This window comes from Streptomyces sp. NPDC048507, from assembly GCF_043199995.1.
Lineage (GTDB): Bacteria > Actinomycetota > Actinomycetes > Streptomycetales > Streptomycetaceae > Streptomyces.
In genome coordinates this window covers 22695-43787 of record NZ_JBICWZ010000024.1, presented here as the reverse complement: position 1 = coordinate 43787, position 21093 = coordinate 22695, and the positions used below count along the sequence as shown (strand labels likewise).

At 73.9% G+C, this 21093-nt stretch carries 21 protein-coding genes; 9 read left to right on the top strand and 12 right to left on the bottom strand.

Annotated elements, in window-relative coordinates; all coding sequences use genetic code 11:
• The first annotated feature begins 15 nt into the window (after positions 1–15).
• Positions 16–909 carry a YihY/virulence factor BrkB family protein gene (locus ACGFXC_RS34840; protein ID WP_393718920.1) on the top strand — a complete coding sequence of 298 codons (894 nt, stop codon included), beginning with the start codon at positions 16–18 and terminating at the stop codon, positions 907–909.
• Here ACGFXC_RS34840 and ACGFXC_RS34835 read toward each other — a convergent pair.
• Positions 902–1996 (bottom strand): DUF1152 domain-containing protein, encoded by a 1095-nt coding sequence (locus tag ACGFXC_RS34835; protein WP_393718919.1) that lies wholly within the window; start codon positions 1994–1996, stop codon positions 902–904. The two genes, ACGFXC_RS34840 and ACGFXC_RS34835, sit on opposite strands and share 8 nt — an antisense overlap.
• Positions 1993–3435, bottom strand: coding sequence for a coproporphyrinogen-III oxidase family protein (locus ACGFXC_RS34830; protein ID WP_393718918.1), 1443 nt, complete (start codon positions 3433–3435; stop codon positions 1993–1995). The genes ACGFXC_RS34835 and ACGFXC_RS34830 overlap by 4 nt, the downstream gene beginning before the upstream one ends.
• 218 nt (positions 3436–3653) lie before the next feature.
• Here ACGFXC_RS34830 and ACGFXC_RS34825 point away from each other — a divergent pair, with 218 nt between their 5' ends.
• From ACGFXC_RS34825 to ACGFXC_RS34810, 4 genes are read left to right on the top strand one after another with little or no spacing between them, the layout of a single operon-like run.
• Positions 3654–4907, top strand: coding sequence for an ATP-grasp domain-containing protein (locus ACGFXC_RS34825; protein ID WP_393718917.1), 1254 nt, complete (start codon positions 3654–3656; stop codon positions 4905–4907).
• 32 nt (positions 4908–4939) lie between these two features.
• Complete coding sequence (locus ACGFXC_RS34820) at positions 4940–6178, top strand: acetyl-CoA carboxylase biotin carboxylase subunit family protein (protein WP_393718916.1); 1239 nt, start codon at positions 4940–4942, stop codon at positions 6176–6178.
• Positions 6175–7431, top strand: a complete 1257-nt coding sequence (locus ACGFXC_RS34815) for an MFS transporter (protein ID WP_393718915.1) — start codon at positions 6175–6177, stop codon at positions 7429–7431. The genes ACGFXC_RS34820 and ACGFXC_RS34815 overlap by 4 nt, the downstream gene beginning before the upstream one ends.
• 2 nt (positions 7432–7433) lie before the next feature.
• Complete coding sequence (locus tag ACGFXC_RS34810) at positions 7434–8432, top strand: GNAT family N-acetyltransferase (RefSeq protein WP_393718914.1); 999 nt, start codon at positions 7434–7436, stop codon at positions 8430–8432.
• A gap of 35 nt (positions 8433–8467) precedes the next feature.
• Here the strand turns inward: ACGFXC_RS34810 and ACGFXC_RS34805 are convergent, their stop codons facing one another.
• Together ACGFXC_RS34805 and ACGFXC_RS34800 are read right to left on the bottom strand one after the other, a co-directional pair.
• Positions 8468–8743, bottom strand: a complete 276-nt coding sequence (locus ACGFXC_RS34805; protein WP_393718913.1) for a hypothetical protein — start codon at positions 8741–8743, stop codon at positions 8468–8470.
• A gap of 143 nt (positions 8744–8886) precedes the next feature.
• Positions 8887–9297 carry a DUF3224 domain-containing protein gene (locus tag ACGFXC_RS34800; RefSeq protein WP_393718912.1) on the bottom strand — a complete coding sequence of 137 codons (411 nt, stop codon included), beginning with the start codon at positions 9295–9297 and terminating at the stop codon, positions 8887–8889.
• A gap of 112 nt (positions 9298–9409) precedes the next feature.
• On the opposite strand from ACGFXC_RS34800, the gene ACGFXC_RS34795 reads away from it, so the two are divergent.
• The 4 genes from ACGFXC_RS34795 (at position 9410) to ACGFXC_RS34780 (ending at position 13210) form a co-directional block, all read left to right on the top strand.
• A complete protein-coding gene (locus tag ACGFXC_RS34795) occupies positions 9410–10402 on the top strand; it encodes a helix-turn-helix transcriptional regulator (RefSeq protein WP_393718911.1) in 993 nt (330 codons plus the stop codon).
• Between the two features lie 110 nt (positions 10403–10512).
• Entirely contained in the window at positions 10513–11757 is a 1245-nt protein-coding gene (locus ACGFXC_RS34790) for a 2-isopropylmalate synthase (RefSeq protein ID WP_393718910.1), read from the top strand.
• Positions 11754–12461, top strand: a complete 708-nt coding sequence (locus ACGFXC_RS34785; RefSeq protein ID WP_393718909.1) for a hypothetical protein — start codon at positions 11754–11756, stop codon at positions 12459–12461. The genes ACGFXC_RS34790 and ACGFXC_RS34785 overlap by 4 nt, the downstream gene beginning before the upstream one ends.
• Positions 12462–12964: 503 nt before the next feature.
• Entirely contained in the window at positions 12965–13210 is a 246-nt protein-coding gene (locus ACGFXC_RS34780) for a hypothetical protein (RefSeq protein WP_393718908.1), read from the top strand.
• Between the two features lie 6 nt (positions 13211–13216).
• Here ACGFXC_RS34780 and ACGFXC_RS34775 read toward each other — a convergent pair whose 3' ends face one another.
• The 8 genes from ACGFXC_RS34775 to ACGFXC_RS34740 form a co-directional block, all read right to left on the bottom strand.
• Positions 13217–14446 (bottom strand): phosphatidylserine/phosphatidylglycerophosphate/cardiolipin synthase family protein, encoded by a 1230-nt coding sequence (locus tag ACGFXC_RS34775; protein ID WP_393718907.1) that lies wholly within the window; start codon positions 14444–14446, stop codon positions 13217–13219.
• A 175-nt stretch (positions 14447–14621) separates the two neighbouring features.
• On the bottom strand, positions 14622–15143 hold the full coding sequence (locus tag ACGFXC_RS34770; RefSeq protein ID WP_393718906.1) for an ATP-binding protein: 522 nt from the start codon (positions 15141–15143) through the stop codon (positions 14622–14624).
• Between the two features lie 109 nt (positions 15144–15252).
• On the bottom strand, positions 15253–15615 hold the full coding sequence (locus ACGFXC_RS34765; RefSeq protein WP_393718905.1) for an STAS domain-containing protein: 363 nt from the start codon (positions 15613–15615) through the stop codon (positions 15253–15255).
• Positions 15616–15648: 33 nt separating this feature from the next.
• On the bottom strand, positions 15649–16107 hold the full coding sequence (locus tag ACGFXC_RS34760) for a response regulator (protein WP_393718904.1): 459 nt from the start codon (positions 16105–16107) through the stop codon (positions 15649–15651).
• Positions 16104–17693 (bottom strand): ATP-binding protein, encoded by a 1590-nt coding sequence (locus ACGFXC_RS34755; protein WP_393718957.1) that lies wholly within the window; start codon positions 17691–17693, stop codon positions 16104–16106. Before ACGFXC_RS34755 ends, ACGFXC_RS34760 begins: the two co-directional genes overlap by 4 nt.
• A gap of 119 nt (positions 17694–17812) precedes the next feature.
• Positions 17813–19096 carry a PP2C family protein-serine/threonine phosphatase gene (locus ACGFXC_RS34750; protein ID WP_393718903.1) on the bottom strand — a complete coding sequence of 428 codons (1284 nt, stop codon included), beginning with the start codon at positions 19094–19096 and terminating at the stop codon, positions 17813–17815.
• 169 nt (positions 19097–19265) lie between these two features.
• The gene (locus tag ACGFXC_RS34745) at positions 19266–19766 is read right to left on the bottom strand and encodes a MarR family winged helix-turn-helix transcriptional regulator (protein WP_393718902.1); all 501 of its coding nucleotides are present in this window, start codon (positions 19764–19766) and stop codon (positions 19266–19268) included.
• A 91-nt stretch (positions 19767–19857) separates the two neighbouring features.
• Positions 19858–21045 carry a PP2C family protein-serine/threonine phosphatase gene (locus ACGFXC_RS34740; protein ID WP_393718901.1) on the bottom strand — a complete coding sequence of 396 codons (1188 nt, stop codon included), beginning with the start codon at positions 21043–21045 and terminating at the stop codon, positions 19858–19860.
• Between the last annotated feature and the right edge of the window lie 48 nt (positions 21046–21093).

Here is a 21093-nt window from a genome sequence, read left to right as displayed (position 1 = left end):
GGGCAGGAGGGCCCCGTGGCCACCAACACCCTCCGGAGCTCCGGACGCACCAAGAGACCCGCCCGTACGACGCGGACGGTCCTGGCCCTGCGGCGCACCGCGACCCGGGTCTGGGACGACAACGTCGCCGACTCGGCGGCCGCACTGACCTACTACGCCGTGCTCGCGCTGGTCCCCGCCCTGCTCGTATCGGTCTCCCTGGTCGGCCTCGCGGGCGCGGACACCCGCGAGCGGCTGATCGCCGACCTCACCTCCTACGCGCCGCCCCAGTCGGCCCAGGTGCTGCGGGAGGCGCTGGCGGGACTGACGGCGCAGCACTCCTCGATGTGGGTGCTGCTCGTCAGCGGCGTGCTGAGCGCGCTGTGGTCGGCCTCCAGTTACCTGGCCGTCTTCCGCCGCGCCCTGCACGCGATGCACCGGATCCCCGACACCCGCACCTCCCTGCACGCCGCCCACACCCTGGTGCTGACCGCCGCCGGTCTGCTGGCGCTGCTCGTGGTCGGCGCGGCGACGCTGGTGCTGGGCGGCCCCTTCGCGCGCCGCGCCGGAACCGCCCTCGGGCTCGGGGGCGGCAACACGATGGCCGTCCTGCGGTGGCCGGTGCTGCTGGTCGTCGTCGCCTCCCTGATCCTGATCCTCTTCCGGACGGGCCCGCCGGGGGCCCGGGGGCTGCGGCGGGGGCTGGCGGGCGGCCTCCTGGCGGCGCTGCTGTGGCTCGGGGCTTCGGTGCTGTTCACCGTCTACACCGAGTTCGGCACGTACAACCGGCTGTACGGGTCGCTGGCCGGGGCGGTGGTGTTCCTCGTGTGGCTCTGGTTCACCAACCTCGCCCTGCTCACCGGCGCCCAGCTCAACGCGGTCCTGTCGGGTCCCGGCCCGGCCGGGCCGGGACCCGGGCCGGTCAGCTGACCCGCAGCAGCGGGGTGTCCACGGCCAGGAGCGCCCGCAGGGCGGGGATGTCCGTCCAGGTCAGGCCCAGGGTGCGGGCCGCGTGGCGCAGCGTGATGTGGCCGGCTCCGTCGGCCGCTTCGCGCAGCGTCTTGAGCGTCAGGTCCCGGTCGAGGAGGGCCGTCCCCCCGGCCGGAGGTTCCTGCCGGGGCGTCCGGGCGCGTTCGCTCTCCAGCCCGGGAATGCCGGTGAGCCGCTGGGAGACGCCGGCGGCGGCTTCCAGGGTCGCCGGGTGCTCGTCGAGGAGGGCCCGGGCCACCGGATTGTGACCGATGGCCTCGTGGAGCGGCAGGGGGTACAGCCGTGGAGAGACCTCCGTCAGCGGGATGACGTGGTTGACGGTACGGACGGTCCCGCGCACCCCGTGCACGGCGGCGGCCCACAGCGCGGACGCCTCCGAGGGGTGCCAGGCCAGCGCCCGGGCGGCCGCCGCCGTCGCGGCCCGGTCCGGGACCAGGGGGACGCCGGTGGCGAGCCGTTCCAGCAGGAGCTCCTCGCCGATCTCCCCGTCGAGACCGGGCCCGGCGACGTGGACGGTGGTGGGGATGCCGGTGAGGTGGCAGGCGGCGAGGGTGAGGGCGTCACCGAACGGGCTGCACAGGCCGGGCTCGTCGCCGTGGGTCAGGATGTCGCCGCCGATGTCGACGATCCGGATCCGGCCGCCCGCGGCCGCGGCCATGGCCGCGATCTGCCGGGCCAGAGAGGCGAGTCCCCGGGCGGGGTCGAGGAGCAGCAGCCGGGCCGGCAGGTCCCCGGCCAGCGCGGGCATGGTGGAGCCGGCCGGCGGGCGGGCCCGGGTGGCGGGCGTGAAGGCCGCGAAGCCGGCCTCCGGGCCGTCCCCGGCTTCCCGGCCCGCGTACACGAGCCCGTCGAAGTCCCGCTCGCCGAGCGGGCCGGAGGTCGGGTCGACCTCCGGGCGCTCCCACGCGTAGGTGGCGATCAGCGGCGGGTGGCCGGGGCCGGCCCGCTCACCCGTGAGGGCGCGGGCGGCGACGAGGGTCCCGACGGGATCCCCGCCGCCGCCCGCTGCGACGTACAGGTCGCTCACGCGGCGCCCTCGCGCAGGTCGATGCCGGTGATGCGCACCGGTGTCGCGCCCATGTTCTTCTGGGCGCGCTTGTTCGCCGCGTGGAGCTGCTCGTAGTACGCGCGGTCGAGGTCCTTGACGGAGCCGGAGTAGAACATCCAGGACAGCACGTCGCGGTACTTGAAGCCCTTGGGGGTCAACTGCACGCGCCGGCCCAGGCGGTGGATCAGCCCGTTGGATTCGGCCGCTTCCAGGACGGGTTCGAACTCGGCGGCGTGCTTCTGGTAGCCGAAGCGGTCGAGCTCGCCGAGGTCGAGGTCGAAGGTGTCGAGGACGAGGCGCTTGCGGACGAGCTCCTCGGCGGTGAGCTCGAAGCCGGTGACGGGGGCGAGTTCGTGGTTCTTGGCCCGCCTGATGTAGTCGGCGACCTCGGCCGCGGACGGCTTCACGCTGCCGCACATGTAGTCGAGCACGCTGGTGTACGAGCGGGCGCCGACGCCGAGACCGAGCAGGGGCACGCCGTGGAAGGTGAGCACCTTCTGGACGTAGCCGCCGCGGCCGGGCTTCTTGTAGCGGACTGAGCCCTCCTGGACGTAGCCGTGGTCGAGGAAGACCTGGCGGGCGTAGTCGTAGCGCTCGTACAGCTCGGGCTGCCACATGTACTGGTAGGCGCCGGTCCGGGAGAACCAGGCGTCCGGCCGCACCGTGAGGAAGTACGTGCTGATGGTGGTGGGCTGGAGCGCGGCCAGCTCGTCCACGCTCTGCCGCCAGGTTTCGGGGGTCTGCCCCGCGAAGCCCATGATCAGATCGGTGGACAGGTCCGGCAGGCCGAGCTCCTGGGCCGTGCGGACGGCACGCCGGATGACGTCCTCGTCCTCGCCGCCGCGGCCGGCCTCGCGGATCTCGCGCGGCACGAGGGACTGGATGCCGACGTTGGCACGGGTCAGGCCCATCTCGATGAGGGCCTTGAACTCCTCGGGCGCGTCGGCGATCGACGACGGGGTGGCTTCCACGGCGACCTCCTCCGCCGTGGAGCGCCAGTTGGGGTAGACCTCGCCGATGGTGGCGAAGATCTGCTCGAAGTGACGGGGCTTCAGCAGGGCGGGGGTGCCGCCGCCTATGTAGATGGTGCGCAGCCGCCGGGCCTGGATGACCTCCGCGTGATCGCGGATCTGCGTACAGAGCGCGTCGGTGTAGGCGTCGTAGACGTCCTCGTCGGTGCTGATGATGGTGTACAGGTTGCAGAACCCGCATTTGCGGTCGCAGAAGGGGACGTGCAGGTAGAGGTTGAGCTCGGGAACCTGGTGGTTGGCGAGGTCGGCCGCCCACACGTCGGGGACGGTCCACTTGCCCTCCGGCAGCGGCCGGTACGTGGAGCGGGGCGGGTACGAGTACTGGTAGGGCGGAATGACGCCCTGGTCGATGTGGGCGGCGAGCTCCTGGTGCAGCCTGCTGGTCACGGTGTTGCCTTCCCGTACGAATTGCGGGCGCGGGTTTACCCAGCCTGGCGATCCGATCACGGGACGCTCGTCGGGGCCCATCGGGTAGCCGCACCAAATACCGTCCCGCTACTGACCAGTTCGTTGGCGAATGCTCCAAAAGGCCATGCTGTGGGACGAGTTGTTTTCGTCTGTCAGGCCCATAGCCGCCACGGCCGCCCCACGGCTTTGCTGGAGGAATGAATATCGGGGCGGGCCCGCAGGGGCCGGGAGTGCTGGTGATCGAGCCGATGGGGAACGCGGGACGGTTCCTCGTCGAGGCGGCCGGCCGGCTGGGGGTGCGCCTGTACGCGGCCACCCACGAGGACGTCCACGACGGCTACCCGGACTGGCTGCGGGCCGCCCTCGCGGGCGTCTGCGCCACGGACCTGACCGACACCCCGAGGGCGCTGGAGGACATGGACGCCTTCTGCCGGCGGCACGACATCGCCGGCGTCGCCCCCTGCTTCGAGCTGTTCACCCCGCTCGCCGCGCTGCTCGCCGAACGGCTCGGCCTGCCCGGCAACGACCCCCGGCTCGCCCGGGCGGCCCGCAACAAGGTCCTGATGGGCGAGGCGTTCGCGGCCGCCGGGATCCCCGCCCCCCGCTGGGCGGTCGCGCACGACGCCGCCGAGGCCCACCGGGCGGCGCGGGAACACGGGCTGGGCTGGCCGCTGGTCGTCAAGCCCGCCGAGCAGGGCGGCTCGTGGGGCGTGTCCGTGGTCGACGGCCCGGACCGGCTCGCCGACGCCGTCGCCGCGGCCCGGCAGTACACGCACGCCCGCCCGCACGGCCTGGAGCTCGACGCCCGCGCCCTGCTCCAGGAGTACGTCCCGGGCGAGGAGTACTCCTGCGACACGGTCGTCGCCGACGGGGTGGCCTATCCGCTGCCCGTCGTCGCGAAGGACACCACCGAGGGCCGCTACCGCATCGAGACCGGACACACCTGCCCCTCCGGCCTGCCCGCGGCGCTGGTCAGGAAGGTGCAGCACACCGCGGCGCGGGCCGCGCTGGCCGTCGGCGTCCGCAACGGGATCGCACACACGGAGGTGAAGATCCCGCCGGGCTCGGACACGCCGTACGTGATCGAGACCGGCGCCCGGCTGCCCGGGGACAACCTGTGCGAGGTCGTCGAGGCCGCGACGGGAGTGAACGAGGCCGTGGCCCACCTCCAGGCCGTCCTCGGCCTGCTGCCCGACACCGTCCCCACCCGCACACGGGCGGCGTCGATCCGCTTCCTGCTGCCGGAACGCGGGGGAGTGCTGCGCCAGGTGGTCATCCCGGAGCTGCCCGGTACGCACGCCGAGGTCCACCTGAGTCCGGGACAGACGGTGCCGGAGCCCGCCGACTCGGCCTGCCGGATCGGGCACGTGGTCGCCCGGGCGGAGACGGCCGATCAGGCGCGCGGGCTGGCCGGGCGGGCCGCCGCCCGCTCCCGAGTGGAAGTGGGCTGAAGCAGGTGCGGAAGATCGCTTTCCTCCGGTCGGTGCGCATCCAGCGCGCCGACCCCTACATCCAGCGGGCCGTCCGCGCGCTCGCCGACGAGGGCATCGAGGCCGGGCTGTTCCACACCAGCGGCGCCGCCGGTGACGAGGACTTCCCCGGCCACCGGCAACGGCTCGACCGGACGGTGACGCCGCGCCGGCTCGCGGACGCGGTCACCGCCTGGGGCGCGGACGCCGCCGTGTCGATCTCGCTGCCGTGCGAGAACGCGGTGCGCGACGCCGCGGCCAAGGCCTTCCTGGAAGCGGCGGGCATCCCCACCGTGATGACCCCGCTCGCGTCGACGCTGCGGCTCGTGGACAAGTGGGAGACCAAGCAACTGTGCGAGCGGGCCGGGCTGGCGGTGCCGGACGGCTTCCGCGTGGACTCCGACCTGCTGGCGGGGCGGGGCCTCGCGGTGCCCGGCTACCGGGACGCGCTGCGCGTGCTGGCCGCACGCACCGGATACCCGCTGATGGCGAAGCCCGTATGGGACTCGACCAGCATGGGCATCCGCACCCTGCGCTCGCCCGCCGAACTGGACACCCACCTGGACACCTACCGCGACCCCGGCTCCGGGGCCGTGTCGGCGGTGGTGGAACAGGTCGTCGAGGGCGACCTGTGCAGCGTCGACATCGTCGGGAGCCCCGGCGCCTACCAGGTCCTCCCCCCGTGCTGGACCGGACGCGCCGGGCCCGAGCCCGTCTTCACCTTCGCCGGCCTGCGCTGGTGCGGCCCCCGCGAGGAGGCGGACGCCGCCTTCGCCGAAGTGGCCCGCACCCTCGTGGACTTCTGCGCGGAGCTGGGGGTCCACGGCTCCGTGAACGTCGACATGATCTACACCGCCGGCCGGTTCGTGGTCCTGGAGGTCAACCCGCGCATCGGCGGCGCCACCACCCTCTCCTGCGCCGCGTCCGGCACCAACACCTTCACCTCCCTCGCCCGCATGGCCCGCGGTCTCCCCCTGGCCGCGGGCAGGGTGCGACGGACCGGCTGGGCGATCGAGTTCCTCGCCGGGGACGGCATCCCGCCGCAGGCGCTGGCCGGACTCCGCCGGCTCGTCCGGGTGGTCACCGCGCACGAACTCGTGATCGACGGAGCCTCCCGCGGAGACATCGTCGTGATCACCCTCGCCGAGGGCGAGGAGGACCGGACCGTGAAGGCCCTGACGGAGCTCCACGACACCACCGGCTTCCCCGCACCCGATGTCCTGGGCAGGATCACCGCCCTGCTGAACCGGTGAGCGCGGCCACCACGACGGCCCGCCGCCCGCGCACCGCGGCGGACCGCCTCGGCCTGCCCGCCCTGCGCGGGCACGGCCTCTTCATCACCGGCAACCTCATCGACTCCGTCGGCAACGGCATGCTCCTGCCGCTGGGACTCCTGTACTTCACCGACGTCCAGGGCCTGCCGCTGGCGCGGGTGGGCGCGGCGATGACGGTCGGGCAGGCCCTCGCCCTGCCCGTCACCTTCCTCGCCGGCCGCCTCATGGACCGCGTCGGACCCCAGCGCGTCGTGGTGTGGGCGAACGTCCTCTCCGCCGCCGGGTTCGCCCTGTTCCTGCTCGCCCGCGACCCGTGGCACATCGCCGCCGTGTACGTGCTCGTCCAGGCCGGCATCAACATGTACTTCACCGCGCAGCGCACCCTGATCACGCACGTCACCCAAGCCGACGAACGCCGCTCCTGGTTCGCGTTCACCGGCTCGCTGCGCAACGTGGGCCTCGCCGCCGGGTCCGCCGCCGCGGCGGGCGCCCTGACCCTGTTCGGGAACGGTTCGCTGCGCTGGCTGATCGCCGTCGACGCCGCCACCTACCTGCTGGCCGCCGCCTGCTTCGCCGCCCTGCCCACCACCGCGCCCGGGCCGGACGCCGCACCGCCGGACGCCCTCGTGACCCGGGCCGACCACACCCGCCGCTACTTCCTGCTCGTGGCCGTCAACCTGCCCTACGTCCTCGCGCAGGCCGTCCTCTCCGTCCTCGTCGCCGTCTACACCACCCGCGCCCTGGGCCTGCCCGCCTCGGCGGCCAGCATGCTGTTCGTCATCAACACCGTCATCGTCTCGGCGTGTTCGACGGTCGTCACCGCGCACCTGGCGCCCAAGGTGCCCCGCCGCGCGGTGGCCGTCGGGTACCTGATCATGACCGTGGGGATGGGGGTGTTCGCGCTGCCCGCGCTCCCCGGGGCCGCCGCCACCGTCTGGGCGGCCCTCGTCGTGGCCATCGCCCTGTTCAGCGTGGCGGAGATCCTCCTCGGCCCGGCGCTGAGCGAACTGTCGGTGAGCCTCACCCCGCAGGCGGCCGGGGGCTTCACGCAGGGCCTGTACCAGTTCTCGTGGGCCGTCGGCATGGTCGCCGCCCCCGCCCTGTTCACCCTGCTGCTGGAGGCCGGTCCCGTCCTCCCGTGGGGCGTCGAAGCCGCCGCCTGCCTGATCGGCGTACTCGCCGCCCCCGCCCTCAAGGCCCCCAACCGCCACCGCCGGAGGAACCCCCGTTGATCGTGAGCACCGTCGAGTCCGTCCACGAGGTACCCGCCGCCGAGTGGGAGCACCTCGCCCGCCCGGCCGGCCTCTACCTCTCCCACCGGTGGCTGGCCGGCGAGGAGGAGGACCCCACCGCCACCCGTGCGTACGCGCTCGTACGGGACCCCGACGGCGCCCTGCTCGCCGCCGCCCCGTTGCACTTCGTGCACGACGAACCCAACGACAGCTACCAGCCCGGGACCGTCCTGCCCCCGCACCTGCGGCCCCGCGTGATCGCCGGCGCCCGGCGCGGCTACCACAACACCCCGCTCACCGCCCCCGGCCTCGCCCCCGGTACGCGGGACGCCTGCCTCACCCGCCTGCGGGACGCCGCACGCGGCTTCGCCCGCCACCACGGCACGACGCACTGGTGGCCCTACCTCACCGCCGCGGCCACCGCCCGGCTCGCCCCCCTCTACCCGGAGCCCGCCCACCACCTGGAGGACGACGCCCTCATCCCCCTGCCGGGCACGGGCATCGACGACTACGTCTCCTCCCTGCCGGCACGGCGCCGCGTCGGCGTCCGCCGCGAACGGCGCGAGTTCGCCGCGGCCGCCGTCGAGGTCCGCCGACAGGTGCTCGCGGACTGCTACGAGGACGCGGCGGTCCTCCTCGCCGGACACCAGCAGGGCCACGGGCACGACCGGGACGGCGTCGACGCGATGACCGCCCTGCTCAAGCGCCAGGCCACGGCGATGGGCGGCGCGGCGCGCGTGGTCTCGGCCCACGACGCGGACCGGATGACCGGCTTCTGCCTCTTCTACCACTACGGGACGACGACGTGGATCCGCGCGGTCGCCCTCGACCGCCGCCACCCCGCGCCCCACGCGTACTTCAACCTCATGTACTACCTGCCCATCGAGGACGCCTACGCCCACGGCGCCACCGCCCTGCACGCGGGCATGACGGCGATGGAGGCCAAGCGCCGCCGCGGCGCGGGGACGTCGGGCCTGTACGCCCTGGTCGACCGGCACTGACCGGCACTGACCGGCGCCCGGTTGCCGCCCGTGGCCTACCGGGGTTCGTGGGCCGCGAGCCGGCAGGCGCCGTTCGCCGCGCCGCCCGGCGCCCCGGCCCCGGTCAGACCGCTCGCGCAGCCCTGCAGATCGCCGGAGACACCGAGCCGGCAGGCCACGGTGACCCAGTCGCCGGGGGTGGCGCCCGCCTGCGTCGCGAGCCGCGCACACGCCGGGATGTCGGCGTGCGCGGCGGGGGCGGCGAGCGACGCGCCGCCCAGGGACAGGGTCACTCCGGTCAGGACACCGGCGATCCGGATTGACGTGCGCATGGGACCCACCCGCTCTCGGTTCCGCCCCGCACCCCGGCGGGACGGCCGCCCGGGGTGCGGGGCGCGGACGCTGCCGTCTCTTCCTCCCACCGTACGGCCGGCCCCTCCCCACCACGACCGCTGCCGCCCCCCCGGGCCCGCGCTCAGCCGAGGTCGTAGGCGAAGGCGTACGCGACCGACGGTTCGCCGTGCCGGGCGGTGAAGCCGCCGGTGCCGCGCAGCCCGGTCAGCTCCCCGGTACCCGATCCCGGCACCACCTCGAAGGTGCAGCGCACGGTGCCGTCGGCGTCGAACGAGCCGCGCTCCTCGACGGCGAAACCGCCCTCGCGTCCGTCGAGACGGCCCTCCAGCAGCTCCATGCCGGCGAACGTGCCGGTCGTCCCGGTCACGTAGGCGATCGTGTAGTCGCAGGTGGTTCCCGCGGCTTCGATACCGCCGGTGAAGGTGTTGGCCACGCGGGCGCGGGCGAGCCTGGGGCAGGCGTCCCCGCCCGGACCGAGCGGCTGCTCCTCCCAGTCGGCGGCGGTGAAGTGGCCGGTGGTGCGTACGGGCATGGTCGTCCTCTGGTCCGGCCGCACGGTCTTCCCCGCGCGGTGCACCCCCAGCCTGACCGTCGTACCTGACACCTCTTGTCAGGTACGACGACACGATGGCCACAATGGCCCCATGCGCGCCGACCGGCTTCTGTCCCTGCTCCTGCTGCTCCAGAACCGCGGCCGGATGACGGCCCCCGAACTGGCCGCCGCACTGGAGGTGTCCGTCCGCACCGTCTACCGCGACGTCGAGGCGCTCGCCGCCTCGGGCGTCCCCGTCCTCGCCGACCGCGGGCCGGCCGGCGGCTATCGCCTGATGGACGGCTACCGCACGAGACTGACGGGGCTGACCGACGCCGAGGCCGGATCGCTCTTCCTCGCCGCGGTCCCCGGTCCGGCGAACGAACTGGGCCTGGGCGCGGAGCTGACCACCGCTCAGCTCAAGTTCCGGGCCGCGCTCCCGGCCGCACTCGCCGACCGGGCCCGACGCGTCCAGGACCGCTTCCACCTGGACGCGCCGGCCTGGTTCCGCGACGCCGATCCGGTACCCCATCTGGCGGCCCTCGCCCGCGCGGTGTGGGAACAGCACGTACTGCGCACCCACTACCGGCGCTGGCGCGGCGAGGTCCACCGCGAGCTGCACCCGCTGGGCCTCGTCCTCAAAGCGGGCATCTGGTACGTGGTGGCGCTAGGGGAGGGGTCCGTACGCACCTACCGGGTCTCCCGGTTCCTGGCGGTGGAGCGCCTGCCGGAGACCTTCGAACGGCCGGCCGGCTTCGCCCTGGCGGCCTACTGGGAACACTCCTCCCGGCGCATGGAGGCCGCGTTGCACCACGACACCGCCCGGCTACGGGTCTCGCCCCGCGCGGCGCGGCTGCTGCCCGTGCGGTTCGGCGCGGCGGGCCGCCGCGCCCTCGAAGGGGCCGGGCCGCCCGGCCCGGAGGGCTGGGTGGAGGTGCGGCTGTCCGTGGAATCCCCCGCCGTGGCCGTCGGTGACCTGCTCGGGCTCGGCGGCGAGGCAGAGGTCCTCGGCCCGCCGGAGCTGCGCGAGGCCGTCGGCCGCACCGTCCGGGCCCTGGCGAAGCGCTACACGCCGCCGCCCGGCCCGGATCACCCGATCGGGTGATCCTCAGGGGTGCGGGCACTCGCGCCGCCCGGTCCGGCGGGATCGTTCCTCCAGCGGGGATCCGAACGGCGCCGAACGGAGCCGAACGGCGCGCCGGGGGAGGAGGGGCAATGGACGAGGTGGACGTCGACGTCGTACGCGGCACCGCCCGGTCGGGCGGATGCGTGGTGTGGGAGGAGTCCGCCCGGGACGGAGCCCAGGCCAAGACGCTGATGAGCGCCGGGTTCCGGGTGCGACTGGCCCGCGAGACGGGCCGGATCTTCGGCCCCCACGGCCCCGAGCACGTGGTCTTCGCCGCCGGCTTCCCCGCCGTGTGCGCCGAGGAGTTCGAGGCGGTACGGCAGGTGGCGGCCGAAGCGGAGGGCGCGGTGAGCGTCGCCGCCGTGTGCCGGGGCACCGCCCGCGACCTGACCCAGGCCCTCGCCTCGGTGCGCGGGAGCCGGCACTCACGGGTGATGGTGGTGGTGCCCGCGTCGGACGCCATGGCCCGGGTGATGGTGCACACCGACGCGGACCGGGCGCTCGCGGCCGCGGTGGACCTCGTCAAACGGGCCCGCGACCGGGACGCGGACGTGGCCGTCGACGTATGCCTCGCCGACGCCTCCCGCGCCGACCACGCCCTGATGGCCGACTGCGCCGGGGCCGTGACCGGCGCGGGCGCCGGGCTCGTCGTCCTGGCCGACACCACCGGATGCCAATTGCCGCACGCGGCGGGCGAGATGTTCACCCGGGTGCGGGCGGCCTGCGATGAGCGGGTCGTGCTCGCCTCCCACCTCCACAACGACCTCGGACTGGGCCTGGCCAACAGCCTGGCGGCGCTGGCGGCCGGAGTCCGGGTGACGTCGAGCTCCTGGCTCGGCATCGCCGAACGCTCGGGCATGGTCGCCACCGAGCAACTGCTCTTCCTCCTCACCCGCCACGCCACGGAGCTGCTCGGCCCGGACGCGCGGCCCTGGCGGACCGCCCCCGACCTCACGCGGCTGCCGGGCATCGCGCGGAGCGTGGCCGAGGAGACCGGAGCGCCGCTGGGCGTCACCACCCCGATCGTCGGTACCGGCGTCGCCACCGTCTCCACCGGCACGCCCTTCGTCCACCCGGGACTGTTCCAGCCGTACGACCCGCACGAGACGCTGGGGATCGCACCGAGCGTGGTCCTCACGCACCTGGCCAGCGCACGCGTCGTCACCGCCGTCGCCGCCCGCCTCGGACACACCCTCGACCCCGAGCAGACCCGGACGGCCATGACCTGGGCCAAATCCCTGGCCTACCGGACCGGCCGGGCCGTCGTCGACGACGCCGCCTTCGGCCACTACCTCGCGGGCCTCACCCGCACCGTCGCCGCGGGGCGCCCGTGAACCCGCCGGTGAACCCGCCCGTGGCTCCGGGCCCGGCGCCCCGTGCGGCGGTGGGGCCGGACCGGGCCGGCCGCGAGCTCCTGGCCGGGCGGGCCGTGGTGCTCCCCAATCCCGCCCCGCTGACCCACGTCGTCGCGGCCACCACCGCCCCCGCCGTCAACGGGGCGAAGGGACGTCCGGCTGACCAGCCCGTCGCCCTGTGGGCCCACCACGCCGACACCCTGGACGCCCTCGCCGGCCTGTGGGACCTCGCCCCCGCGCACCACGCGCCGGTCCGGCACCTGCTGGCCGGAGAACACCTGACCGTCCTGCTGCCGGTGCGCCCCGGCGCCGTACGGCCGTCCTGGTCGGACCCGGCGGTCAAGGACGGGTGGATGCTGCTGTTCGGGGCGTACTGGGAGCCGTTGCGCCCGCTGCTGGACGCGCACCCGCTCCTGTACGTGAGCAGCGCCAACCGCACCGGCCTGCCGCCCGTCGCCGATGCCGCCGGGGCGCTGGCGATGTTCCCGCCCACCGTGTCCGTACTGCGGCCGCCGGACCGGGGCGGCGACGGGCCGGCGCCGACGGCCCGTCAGGCGACCACCACCGTACGGGTCCTGCCCGGCGGAGAGCTGCGGCTGCACCGGCCCGGCGCCCAGGACCGGGCATACGGCCCGGCCGACGCCTATCTGCGCGACCTGTACGCCCGCACCTTCGGGCGCTGAGGTGCCCGCTCGGGCGGGTCCGCCGAGCAGCCGCAGCCCGGCCTCCCGCCCGACGGCGCCGGCCCCGTCCGCGCCCCCGGACGCGCTCGCCCGCACCGGGGCCCCGCCCGCCGGATCGAGGACGACCGCGTGCACGGTGACCACCCCGGCCGCCTCGTCGAGGAGGCGGAGGGTGGGGGCGTGGCCGAGCGGGGCGAGCAGGCCACCGGTGGCGGGGTCGTCGGCGCGGCGCTCGACGACGACGATCCCGGCGCCCGCCGCGGCCTGTCCGGTTGCCGGGACATGTGCGGGGGGTGGGGGCCGGGGCGGGGCGTCGGTCTTGTACCAGAGCACGGCGGCGGCTGTCACCCCCTGGGTGGCCCGGGCGGGTGGTTTCGCTGCCGTGGGCCGTTGCCTCTGGACGGCTCGGGCCCGGGGTCCGTTGACTGGTTGCGGAGACGGCCGTCCGCCAGGCGGACCGCTGCGCGCGCCCGGCGGCGTCATGAGCAAGAGAGGGGAACACCATGCCCACGCGTCATGCACCGGTAGGCCCGGCCCTGGGGAGTGCGCTCGCCCTGAGCGGTACGGCCGTGACCGCCCGCGCGGCCGAGCCCGCCCAGCCGGCGACGGCCGCGCCGTCCTCGTCGCACTTCTCGGGCTTCTACGCCGGCCCGGAGGCCTGCCGCGCCGCCGGCCAGGCCAAGGGCCACCCCTTCACCTGCGAGTTCACCGACTTCAACTGGTCCTGGGCCCTGTACCTCTGGTACTAGAACAGCTCAGAGGAAGCGGCGCACCGGCAGGACCGACAGTTCCCGGGCGCGCTGGAGGAGCGAGCGGCGCTTCCAGCGCGCCTCGGCGATCCGGGTGCTGGCCTTCAGGTCCTCGTCGTAGTGGCCGTCCAGGGTCTCGGTGAACGCGATGTCCATCACGGCCAGCATGACCTCCTCGTCGTGGTCGAGGGAGCGGCGGTTGAAGTTCGACGACCCGATGAGGGAGACCACGCCGTCCATGGTCAGGACCTTGGCGTGCATCATCGTCGGCTGGTACTGGTGGATCCGCACCCCGCTGGCGATCAGCGCCTCGTAGTGGTGCTGGCCCGCCAGCAGGCACACGCGCTTGTCCGTGTGCGGCCCGGGCAGCAGGATCTCCACCGTGACGCCCCGGCGGGCCGTGGCGCAGAGCAGGCCGACGAAGTAGTCGTCCGGGGCGAAGTAGGCGGTCGCCAGGCGCACGCGTTCCTCGGCCGATTCGAGGACCACGCGCATCAGCGTCTGCATGTCCTGCCAGCCGAAGGCGGCCGACCCGCGCACCACCTGGACGACGGCGGACCCCACGGGCTCGTGGCTCACGAACCGGTCGCGCTCGTCGAAGAGTTCGGTATGGCACTCGGCCCAGTTCTGGGCGAAGGCCGCGGCGATGCCGTCGACGGCGGGCCCGCGCACCTCGGCGTGGGTGTCCCGCCACTCCTGCGGATTGCGTGCGTCGCCGCACCATTCCTCGGCGATGCCGACGCCTCCGGTGAAGGCGGTCCGTTCGTCGACGACGAGGACCTTGCGGTGGCAGCGGTGGTTCTGCTTCAGCGGTGAGAGGGAGGCGGGCTTGCGGAACCAGGCGACGTCGACCCCCGCCTCGCTCATGCGGTTCAGGAGGTCACGTTCTATGAGCCGGCTGCCGAACCCGTCGAGGAGCAGCCTCACCCGCACTCCGGCCCGGGCCCGGTCCGCCAGGGCCTCGGCGAACCGGCGCGCGATGTCGCCCCTCCAGTAGACGAAGGTCATCATGTCGATGGTGTGCCGCGCGGAACCGACGGCCTCCAGCATCGCGGCGAAGATCTCGTCGCCGTTGCGCAGCGGGCGTACGGAGTTGCCCTCGGTCGCGGCGATGCCGATCAGCCGCTCCAGGCGGCGCCGGATGCGGTGGATCCGCTCGTCCTGGACTCCGGCTCTCGCTCCGGCCGCGGTACCGGTGTCCGCCAGGCCCGTGAGCTGCTGTTCGGTCTGGGTCATACGGGTCCCCCCCCTGTCGTTCGCGCGTGCCGCGGTCCCGGACTCCACTGGAATCCGGGACCGCGGCGGACCCGGGCCTGGGCGCGGGTCAGCGCTCGAACACGTCTTGCACGTCCTTGTTTCGTACGACCCCTCGTATGACCGGGAGCGCGGAGCTCAAACCGGCAGGGGGCGGTCAGTACCGGTCGGCGAGATCGCCGTGGTCCGCGCTGTCCGCGTGTTCGGCGTGTTCCGCGTGTTCCGCGTGCGCCGTGGCATCCGCCGGAGCCGCGGCGTCCGCCGTCGCGTCCAGCGGCACGAGGACCTCGATCCGCTTGCCGCCCTGGGCCGTCTGCCGGATCGCCACGCTCCGCGCGAGCCGGCAGACCAGCGGCCACCCGAACCCGCCGATGCGGACCGTGCCCGCGGTCCGCGGGAGGAGGACGGGGAGGGCGCTGCTGGCGTCGGTGACCTCGAGCCGGAGCCCGTCGGCGCAGACGGAGGCGCTGAAGCCGAGGAGGCCGCCGCCGTGCCGGACGGCGTTCGTCACCAGCTCCGAGGTCACGAGCAGCACGTCGGCGAGGACCTCTTCCGCGCGGACGGCGTCCGCCGCGCCGTGGGACGCGGCGCAGGACTCCACGAGAGCCCGCACCCGCTCCCGTGCCTGCGCGGCACTGCGGGGGACCGGGTGCACCGTCCCGTTCTCGTCGTACAGCACCGTTCACCTCCTCGTCGGTTACGGCCGGACCGTCTTCGTCTGCCCTGCCTCGGCGTCGCCAATCGCAGAGGTAAACGTTGCCCCGCTCACTCGCGGTGCCGGGCGCGGCTCAGCCACGCCGCGGGGGCATCGGCGCGACCGTCCCCTCGGCCACGGTGGGTGCGAAGGCGAACACCTGGTCTGCACCGGTGATTTCGAGCAGCCGGGCCAGCCGGTGCGGCACGTTCCCCGCCAGGACCACCGGCCGGTTCAGCGCGGGCTGCAGCATGAGGCTGAGGGCGGTCGAATCCACGAAGGTGACGCCCGCGACGTCGAGGACGAACCGGGATATGCCGGCCGTCTCCGGATCCAGTGCCGTCCGCAGCTCACCCGAGGTGTCCATGTCGAACTCGCCCGCCATCACGACGATGCGCACGGCCCCCTCGGACCGTGCCTCGACGTAGTTGGGTGCGTCGCTTCCGTGCGTGTCCATGTTCCCCACTTCGCTTTCTTGGTCTCGGACCGCTCAGACGGACCGCGGCAGTTTCACCACGGTGACGAAGAAGTCGTCGATCTGCTGGATCGCCCGGATGAACTGATCCAGATCGACCGGCTTCGTCACGTACGCGTTGGCGTGCAGCTTGTAGCTGCGCAGGATGTCCTCCTCGGCCGCCGAGGTGGTGAGCACGACCACGGGAATATGGCTCAGCTCCGGATCCGTCTTGATCTGTTCGAGCACCTGCCTGCCGTCGTACTTGGGCAGGTTCAGATCGAGGAGGATCAGATCGGGGCGCGGCGCGCCGGTGTGCTCCCCGCGCCGGTAGAGGAAGTCCAGCGCTTCCAGCCCGTCCCGCACCACGTGCAGCACGTTGCCGATCTTGTTGTCCTCGAAGGCCTCGCGGGTCATCAGCTCGTCGCCCGCGTCGTCCTCGACGAGCAGGACTTCGGCGGGAACGGTCGAGGGCCGGTCGGTGGGCTGGTTCATCGGCTGCTTCCTTCGCTGGCCGCGGAGGCCGCGGGGGCTGTGGGGGCTGGGGGCGGGGAGGGGACGGTTTCCCGCCCGGTGGCGTCGCCGTCGGCGGCCGGGGTGACGGCGGCGGCGGGCACGGTGAACACGATCCGGGTGCCCCCGGTGTGCTCGGTGTCGATCCGGATGCTCCCGCCCGCGTGCTCGACGATCTTCTTGCAGAGCGAAAGGCCGATGCCGGTGCCGCCGTAGGTCTCGCGGCCGTGCAGCCGCTGGAAGATCACGAACACCTTCTCGGCGAACTCGGCCGGGATGCCGATGCCGTTGTCCGTGACCGCGAACGTGTGGAAACCGGGTTGCCCGGCGGCGTCGCCCTCGACCAGCTCGATCTCCACCCGTGGCGTGCGCTCGGGGGAGCGGAACTTGACCGCGTTGGCGATCAGGTTCTGCCAGAGCATCGTCAGCAGCGTGGGATCGCCCACCACCTCGGGAAGCCGCTGCGGCCGGACGATCTCGGCGTCGCTCTCCTCCACGGCGGCGGCGAGGTTGCGCAGCGCCCGGTCCAGCGTGCCGTCCAGGGCGACGCTCTCGCGGGCGTCCTGGACCCGGCCGACCCGGGAGAAGGTGAGCAGGTCGTTGATCAGCACCTGCATGCGCTTGGCGCCGTCGACGGCGAAGGCGATGTACTGGGTGCCGCGCGCGTCGAGCTGGTCCCCGTACCGCTTCTCCAGGAGCTGGCAGAAGGAGGCCACCTTGCGCAGCGGCTCCTGGAGGTCGTGCGAGGCGACGTACGCGAACTGCTCCAGCTCGGCGTTGGACCGGCGCAGCTCGGCCGCCTGTGCGTCGAGCTCCGCGGCCGTGCGTTCGAGCTGTTCGGCGTTGCGCTGCGAGGCGTTCAGTTCCTCGACGGTCCGGTGGCGCATGGCCTCCACCGCCTCCGCGAGCGAGCGCAGGTCGGAGGGCCCGCGCTGCGGGATCTCCTCCTCGAAGGCTCCGCCCGCGACCCGCTGGGACGCCGTCCGCACCAGCGCGAGCGGCCGCAGGACGGCCACGTGGAGCAGGACGCCGAGAGCGGCGCCCGCGAGGAGGAAGGCGGCGCCGATGGCCAGGAGGATGTGGTCGCGCTCCGAGCGGGCCTCACCGAAGGTCTCGCGGGCCTCGGTCTGTACGCGGTTCAGCCGGTCCTGCTGGGCCGCGATCCGCCGGCGCAGCTCGTCGAAGCGGTCCTTGCCCGCCTGGAGCGAGGGCGGCGGGCCGCCGCCCTCGACCGACGCGATGGCGGGGGTGGCGAACTCGTCGCGCCAGACCCGTGCGGCTTCCTCCACGGCCGCCAGGTCGGCCTGTACGTCACGGTCGCCGTCGAGGACCGCCGACAGCTTCCCGACCGCCGCGCGCTCGCTCTCCCGGCCCCGCTCGTACGGTTCGAGGAGGGCCGGCTCGTCGGCGAGGAGGTAGCCGCGGACCCCGGTCTCCTGGTCCAGCAGGGCCGTCTCCAGCCGGAGCGCCTCCCGCTGGGCGGGCAGCACCCCGTCCACGAGCCGGTCGCCGGCGGCCGTGGTGCGCGACAGCAGGGAGGCCCCCACCACGCCCGTGCCGAGGACCATGAGCGCCAGCAGGGTCAGGACGGCCGTCAGCCACGTCTGCAGGCTCAGCCCGCGGCGGACGGACCCGGCGCGCCGGCCGGGGGAGCGGTCGGGGGCGGGCGGTGTGCGTTCTGCGGAGCTCACGCGGAGGTGTTCCATTCGAGGTGGAGTACGGCGACGTCGTCGGCCAGGCCGCCCCAGTCCGCGGCGAGGCCCTGGGCCTCGCGGATCAGGGTGTCGACGAAGGGGTCGGCGGGCAGGCCCTTGTGCCGTCGGGCGATGTCGAGCAGGCCCGTCTCGTCGAGGCGGTCGGAGCCCGGCCCGACGCGCCCCTCGATGAGGCCGTCGGTGAAGAGCACCACGGCGTCGGCGGGACCCGCCGGGACCTCCGTGACGGGCCAGCCCGCGCCCCAGCCGGGCATGATGCCCAGGGCGGGGCCCCCGGGCACCTCGTGCAGTTCCACTCCCGCCGCCGACCTCAGCAGGAGGCCCGGGTGGCCGGCACGCTGTACGCGGACGGTGTCGGCGCCGGGAGCGCGGGTGACGGCGATGAGCGTGGCGAAGATCTCGGGCCCGGCCCGCTCCGCCAGCAGGATCTGTTCCAGGAGCCGCAGCAGCTCCGCGCCGCGGGCACCGGCCATGACGAAGGCCCGCCAGGCCACGCGCAGGCACACGCCGAGGGCCGCCTCGCCGGGTCCGTGTCCCGAGACGTCGCCCACGACGGCGTGCGTCGCCCCGTCCGGGGTCTGGACGACGTCGTAGAAGTCCCCGCCGAGCAGGGTCTGGGCCCGGCCGGGCTGGTAGCGGGCACAGACCGTGACCGAATCGTCCAGCAGGAGCGGTGTCGGCAGCAGGCCGCGCTCCAGGCGGGCGTTCTCCTCGGCGTGCAGCTTGCCCGCGGCCAGGGCGACGGCGGCGAGCTCGGTCCGCTTGCGCTGGATCGCGTAGCGGATGGCCCGCATGAAGACGTCGGCTTCCAGACGGCCCTTGACCAGGTAGTCCTGGGCCCCGGCCGCCACGGCCGTCAGACCGGCCTGTTCCTCGGACAGCCCGGTGAGGACCACCACGGCGGCCTCGGCGGACACGGCCAGCACCTTGTTGAGGCCGTCGATCCCCTCGGCGTCCGGCAGGTGCAGGTCGAGCAGGACGCACTGGGGCGGCTCGGCGTCGAGCAGGCGCAGGGCGTCGGCGAGGGAGCGGGCCCGTCCGAGACGGACGTCGATCCCGCTGTCCTCCACCAGTTCTTCGACGAGCAGGGCGTCGCCCTCGTCGTCCTCGATGAGGAGGACGTACGGCGGCACGCCGCTCCAGAGGGCCAGGGAACGGTCCTGTTCGGCGGCGGAGGCCTGCCGGGGCGTATTCACTATGTGTGGTGGCCTGCCGCCACCAGGGTGCTGTGACCCCAGGTCGAGGGTGCTCCCCATGGCGTCGTGTTTCCCTTCTCGCCACGGAGCGCGGACGTCCGACGGACGCCAGGTTGCGTCGGGGGTCAGCTTAGAGTGATCATTTGCCGTTAGGCAATGTTTTAACAAGTCAATTACCCTGTCCCGCCACACGGGGCGCAGTAGGGAACCGTACTCTCCCCGACTGCCTTCAGGCACTGTCGGAGAACGGCCCCCCGGAGCCCGGGACGGGCACCGTGTAGAGACCGTCGGCCGCCTCCCGGAAGGCTGCCAGGCCCAGCAGCAGGGCGTCCAGCGCCGCCGGCTCCATCCGCCCGAGCACCGCCGACATCTCGCGCAGCCGGATGGCCCGCTGCTCGTCCAGCAGCGCGCCGCCCCGCGCGGTCAGGCGCAGCTCGATCTCCCGCCGGCTGGTCGGGCTCGTGGACCGTGTGAGCAATCCCATGGCCTCCAGCCGGTCGCACAGCCGCGTGACCGAAGGGGGCCGGGAGCCCAGCACGGCGCCGAGCGTCCGCAGGTTGATCCCCGCGGAGTCCTCCACGACCAGCAGGGCCCGCATCTGCGAGGGGGAGACGGCGGGCGCCGCGGTGTCCTGGCCCCGGGCGCGGAGCACCTCGAGGAGCTCCGCCGCGGCGCTCATCGCCGCGGACGGGTCCTCGTAGGGGCCGGGTGGACCGACGGAACGGGGCATGGTGCCCACTGTGCCACCGGTACCGCCCGATGTCGCCTTCCGGCATCCGGCGGGGACGCCCGGTGGCCCGGCCGGCCGCCCCCGCCGCGGGTCACACCTGCCCGGCGCCCGGCTCCACGGCGGCCCGGCCGCGCCAGTCGAGGCACACCACCATGGCGTCGTCGGCGGCCTGGATCTGCCCCCGGTGCCCCGACAGCTCCTCCAGGATCGCCCGCGGGACCTGGGAGGGCGGCAGCAGCCGGGTGCTGATGACAGCCCGGGTCAGCGCGTGCAGGCTGTACAGCTCGCCGCCGGGCGAGGCCACGTCGTAGACCCCGTCGCTCAGGAAGAACAGCCGGTCCCCGGGCAGGACCCGGAAGCGCTGACAGGTGTAGACGGTGTCCTCGAACATGCCGAGCGGCAGCTGGGCCTCCAGGTCGATCGGTTCCACCACGCCCTGCCGGAGCCGCCAGATCCGGGGCGATCCGGCGTCGATGACGTCGACCGCGCCCGTGTCCAGGCAGAAGCGGAGCAGGAGCATCGCCAGGTGCTGGCGCCCCTGGTACTGGCCGTACACCGCCTGGTCCGCCAGCGACGCCTGGTCGACGAGGCCCAGACCGGCCCGCCGGGCGTTGCGCAGGGCGCTGACGGCGAGGTTGGTCAGCAGGGCCGCCTCGATGCCCTGCCCCATGCCGTTGTTGACGGTCAGCGTCAGGTGCTCGGCGGAGGCCGACCAGTCGAAGCTGTCGCCGTAGATGGCGTAGGCGGGCTCCAGCTGCGCCCCGAGGTCGTACTCCGGACGGGAACAGGAGCGTCCGGGCAGCAGCTGCCACTGCATCTCGGCGGCCAGCGTCAGCCGGGTCGCCCGCCTCGCCTGGAGGAAGAGGTCCGTGTCGCGCTCGGCGACGAGGATCTCGTGGCCCAGCGCGTCGGCCACGTCCTGCAGCTCCCCGACCAGGGACGCCTCGAACACCTGCGCCGGGAAGTACGCGCTCAGCACGCCGATGCGGTCGCCGCGCACGCTCACCGGCAGATGGACGGTCACCTCGGTGTCCAGCTCGGTGACGTACGGCTCCTGGGCGCCGAAGGCGCGGCCCTGCGGACTGTTGTGCACCGACACGGGATCGGCGGTGAAGGGAAGTGCGGTGACGGGCTGGAGTCTGGTCATGGCGTAGTCCGCCATCAACAGTTCCACGAAGTGCGCGCGGTACCGGTCGAGCAGTACGTCGCGAACCTTGTCGAACAACTCGTGCGGGGCCGCATTCCGCAGAATGCGCTCCACTCCCTCGGGTCGTGCCACCGGCCTGGGTCCTGCCTCTCTCGGAACTGCCAATATGGGGGACCACGA